4 protein-coding genes and 2 pseudogenes are annotated in these 4,267 nt (G+C 63.7%); 3 read left to right on the plus strand and 3 right to left on the minus strand.

Annotated elements, in window-relative coordinates:
* Positions 1-102, plus strand: a pseudogene (locus V7050_RS18685) (electron transfer flavoprotein subunit alpha/FixB family protein); the annotation flags it as partial.
* Between the two features lie 139 nt (positions 103-241).
* On the opposite strand, the gene V7050_RS18690 reads toward V7050_RS18685, so the two are convergent.
* Both V7050_RS18690 and V7050_RS18695 read right to left on the minus strand, forming a co-directional pair.
* Positions 242-814 (minus strand): hypothetical protein, encoded by a 573-nt coding sequence (locus V7050_RS18690; protein ID WP_324374612.1) that lies wholly within the window; start codon positions 812-814, stop codon positions 242-244.
* A 68-nt stretch (positions 815-882) separates the two neighbouring features.
* Positions 883-1,551 (minus strand): hypothetical protein, encoded by a 669-nt coding sequence (locus tag V7050_RS18695; RefSeq protein ID WP_324374614.1) that lies wholly within the window; start codon positions 1,549-1,551, stop codon positions 883-885.
* 116 nt (positions 1,552-1,667) lie between these two features.
* Between V7050_RS18695 and V7050_RS18700 the strand changes: the two are divergent.
* Positions 1,668-1,850 (plus strand): annotated as a pseudogene (locus tag V7050_RS18700) (FAD-binding protein); the annotation flags it as partial.
* A 117-nt stretch (positions 1,851-1,967) separates the two neighbouring features.
* Here V7050_RS18700 and V7050_RS18705 read toward each other — a convergent pair.
* The gene (locus V7050_RS18705) at positions 1,968-3,392 is read right to left on the minus strand and encodes an alanine/glycine:cation symporter family protein (protein WP_324374616.1); all 1,425 of its coding nucleotides are present in this window, start codon (positions 3,390-3,392) and stop codon (positions 1,968-1,970) included.
* A 156-nt stretch (positions 3,393-3,548) separates the two neighbouring features.
* On the opposite strand from V7050_RS18705, the gene V7050_RS18710 reads away from it, so the two are divergent.
* On the plus strand, positions 3,549-4,267 hold a 719-nt coding region (locus V7050_RS18710), incomplete at its 3' end, for a 3-hydroxyacyl-CoA dehydrogenase NAD-binding domain-containing protein (RefSeq protein ID WP_324411006.1).

The following is a 4,267-nucleotide window of genomic DNA, read 5'->3' on the forward strand; positions in this document are numbered from 1 at the left end:
ATCAACAAGGACGAGGAGGCGCCGATCTTCCAGGTCGCCGATTACGGCCTCGTGGGCGATCTGTTCCAGGTGGTGCCGGAGCTCGAGGCCGCGCTCGGCTGAGGCGTTCTGGGGCATCCAACCCACTGAGTACGGGCCCGGGGTGCAGAGCGGTCCCTGTGGCCTTGCCGCCAGCGACCAAAATTGACCCGCCGCAGCGGGCAAAAAAGGACGTCAGGAGCCCGCTGCAGGAAATACAAAGCTAGAGCTCATCCGGCGAATAGGCCGTAAACAACTCGTAGCTGCAGCCGGCCGCTTGCTGAGAGGTTAGGGCGACGAACAATACCGTCTCCCCATTTGGGGAGAGAGCCAAAGTCTTGGATGTGAATACGTCTGGAAACATTGCCCGGCCAGCACCCTGTTCACTGCCGGTGTAGAAGTTCATGTTACACCAGACGTAGTCGCCGCTATTTGTTCTAACCTTAATATAGACCCTCGCCGCCGTGGGATCGATCCTCATTGCGAACCAATCGGGCGATGCTTCGAAGACGTGTCCGACGATCGACTCCCCGACAGCAACCTGATTGGCCGCTTCGTATCCATCGTTCGGCTCGATCTCCTTGCCTTCCGCGAACTTCCTGGGCGGAATGACCATCTGATCTGAAGAAGCCTGGGCCAAACGGAAGGATGCCCTGTTGGTCTGCTGTGCCGCAATGCCGTTGCTGGGATGAGCGACCAAGAACATCCCTAGGACTGCCGCTTCAAGCCATCCCTTTGTGAACCCAAAAGACCGGTTGACCTTCCATTCCGGATCGCTCTCCAAGCGCACAAACATTCTCATCACCCGGCCCCCGTCAAACTTCAATCCCGTGCCCGGTAGACTATCGGATAACGAGCGTCCGATCAAAGGCGGCTGTCGCCCGTGATGCGGATATCATACTCGCACATCCTCGTGCCCCATGTCGAAGCCTTCAGAAAGATGTAGTCGTGCTCTCCGACAAAGACGCTCTCTCGAAGAGAGGAACCGATCGGAGCAAAGCGCCAAGTCTCCAATGGCTCAGCCTTGGCGTCGAGGACGGCGATCTCGCAAACTTCAGGCTCGTCGAAAGTTGCAGCGCCGCTTGAGACCTCAATGGATAGATCCTGCAGACCGAGTGCAGAGACCGGTATGGCGTACCAGTCCTCCCGATCTCCCCGTCCCGCATCCAATCTGGCCGAATAGACAACCCCTAGGCTGATCTCGCTTGCACGCGGGGGCGAGTTGTTCGGCTCTTTCTCTCCGGCATGCTCCAGGTCGACCGGCGTGCCCGGGATCTCGCCGCGTCCCCCGTTGTCTGGTCCAGCCGACGATTGTCGCTCCGCAACCACGAGGGGCGTCGCGATGAACCCGGCTCCGATCAGGAAGACGAGCAGGCCCGCCGATGACGACTCGAACTTCAGACCGAACAGCTCAAGCTTGGCCGAACCACGGCCCTTTGGCCGGAACATCAACCACAACCCTGCCAACGCGAAAACTGCGCCGCACCCCATCAGGAATAGGAGCTTCGTCTCGTCCAACTCGCCGAACTTCATCAAATCTCCTGGTGACACATCGGACTCGGGTTACCTTAGCCCAGTTGTCCAGTGCCGCGCACTATTCACGAACTGACGGATGCGTCGACTATTGGGTCGGCCGGGCCGGATAGGGTGTGGCGCCCGAGCTCTTCATCGCCATCGGCATCTCCGGCGCGATCCAGCATCTCGCCGGCATGAAGGATTCGAGGGGCATCGTCGCCATCGACAAGGACGAGGAGGCGCCGATCTTCCAGGTCGCCGATTGCGGCCTCGGGGGCGATCTCTTCCAGGTGGTGCCGAAGCTCGAGGCCGCACTCTACTGGGGCCCCGGGCGGGCCGGTCGGCGCCCGCTGAATCCCGGAAGCACTTCTCCCACTGACCGATGGGCCCGACCCCTCCGCGCGACCGGCGCGGAGGGGCGTCCGCCGGCCGGATCAGCTCTCCCGGTACCAGATCGAATGCTCGATCTGGTCGCCGAGTTCCGGATAATCCGCCGCGTGGAAGACCGGCTCCTTGCCGGCTTTCCGCTGCTCGAAATAATCCTTGGTCAGCTTCACCACCGTCCCCGACAGCGCCACGATCGCGATCAGGTTGATCGTCGCCATGAGCCCCATGGAGGCGTCCGCGGTGTTGAACACCGTCGCCACCGCCTGCAGCGACCCCCAGATCACCATGAGCAGCACCACCACCCGGAGCACCATCAGCCCCTCGTGCCGGCCGACCCCGAGATAGACCATCGCCATTTCCGAGTAGGAGTAGTTGCCGATGATCGAGGTGAAGGCGAAGAAGAAGATTGCGATGGCGACGAAATAGGTGCCGGCGCTGCCGATATGCTCCCCGAGGGCCGCCTGGGTGAGCGCCGTCCCGGTCACGTCGCCGCCGGGCACGTAAGCGCTGGAAAGCAGGATCATCATCGCCGTGCAGGTGCAGATCACCAGCGTGTCGATGAAGACGCCGAGCGCCTGCACGAAGCCCTGGCTCGACGGGTGGTGCGGCACCGGCGTCGCCGCCGCGGCGATGTTCGGCGCCGAGCCCATGCCCGCCTCGTTGGAGAAGAGCCCGCGCTTGACCCCGTTCAGCATCGCCGCGGCGACCCCGCCGGTGATCCCGCCCGCCGCCTCCTGCAGCCCGAAGGCCGAGCCGATGATATGGGCGAACATTCCCGGGATCTGCGGCAGATGCGTGAGCAGGACCCAGATCGCCACCAGGAGGTAGATGCCCGCCATCACCGGCACGATGTACTCCGCCACCGTCGCGATCTTGCGAATGCCTCCGAAGATCACCACCGCCGTGAGCGCCGCGACGACCAGCCCGGTCACGATCTTCGGCACGCCGAAGCCGCCCTGCATCGCCTCGGCGATCGAGTTCGCCTGCACCGCATTGAAGACCAGGCCGAAGGAGAGGATGAGACAGACGGAGAAAACCCCGCCGAGCCAGGGCATCCCGAGCCCCTTGGCGATGTAGAAGGCGGGCCCGCCCCGGTAGACCTGATGCTCGGGCCCGTGCACCTTGTAGAGCTGCGCGAGGGTCGATTCCGAATAGGCGGTGGCCATGCCGACCAGGGCCACCATCCACATCCAGAAGATCGCGCCGGGCCCGCCGAGCGTGAGCGCCACCGCGACGCCGGCGATGTTGCCGGTGCCGACCCGGCTCGCGAGGCTGGTGGCCAGCGCCTGCAGCGGCGTGATGCCTTCCTTGTCGGTCTCGCCGGAGCTCAGGATCACCCGGAACATCTCGCCGAAATGCAGGATCTGCTGGAAGCGCAATCGGATGGTGAAATAGACGCCGACCGCAAGCAATCCGTAGATCAGCACGTAACCCCAGAAGATCGTGTTGAGAAAATCGATGATCGTGTTCATGGCCGTCCCCCTGTGCCCTGATCGGCATACGCTACGCCCGGTACAAAAACCTGTCCACCGAATGCTCGCAGGCGCCAAGGTTTCCGGGACAAAGCCTTGCACGCCCCGGCGGCGCTGCCTAATCTGGCCGCCGAACGGCTATCGGGGCGAAAATCCATGGAAATCAAGCAGGTCGGCGTGATCGGCGCCGGGCAGATGGGCAACGGCATCGCGCATGTCTTCGCCCTTGCCGGTTACGACGTGCTGCTCAACGACATTTCCGAGGAGGCCGTGGCGCGGGCGCTGGAGGTGATCGGCCGGAACCTCGAGCGGCAGGTCTCGCGCGCGCGCATCACCGAGGCCGACCGCGAGGCGGCGCTGGCGCGGATCCGCGCCGAGCCCGATCTCGCGGCGGTGGGCGCCGCCGATCTCGTGGTGGAATCCGCGACCGAGAAGGAGGCGATCAAGAACAGCATCTTCGAGAGCCTCGCGCCGCATCTCGCGCCGCAGACGATCCTGACCACGAACACCTCCTCGATCTCCATCACGCGGCTGGCGGCCCGGACCGACCGTCCGGAACGCTTCATGGGCTTCCATTTCATGAATCCGGTGCCGGTGATGCAGCTGGTGGAGCTGATCCGCGGCATCGCCACCGATCAGGCGACCTACGACACGCTGCTCGGGGTGGTCGAGACGCTCGGCAAGACCGCCGCCAGTTCCGAGGATTATCCGGCCTTCATCGTCAACCGCATCCTGATCCCGATGATCAACGAGGCGGTCTATGCGCTCTACGAGGGCGTGGGCTCGGTGGCCTCGATCGACATCTCGCTCAAGCTCGGCGCCAACCACCCGATGGGGCCGCTGGAGCTGGCCGATTTCATCGGGCTCGACACCTG

This window comes from Amaricoccus sp. (genome assembly GCF_036846665.1).
Classification (GTDB): Bacteria; Pseudomonadota; Alphaproteobacteria; order Rhodobacterales; family Rhodobacteraceae; genus Amaricoccus.

Excerpts from the sequence above, each read along its gene's own strand:
- V7050_RS18690 (WP_324374612.1), bottom strand. The coding sequence starts at position 814 with ATGTTTGTGCGCTTGGAGAGCGATCCGGAATGGAAGGTCAACCGGTCT.
- V7050_RS18695 (WP_324374614.1), bottom strand. The coding sequence starts at position 1,551 with ATGAAGTTCGGCGAGTTGGACGAGACGAAGCTCCTATTCCTGATGGGG.
- V7050_RS18705 (WP_324374616.1), bottom strand. The coding sequence starts at position 3,392 with ATGAACACGATCATCGATTTTCTCAACACGATCTTCTGGGGTTACGTG.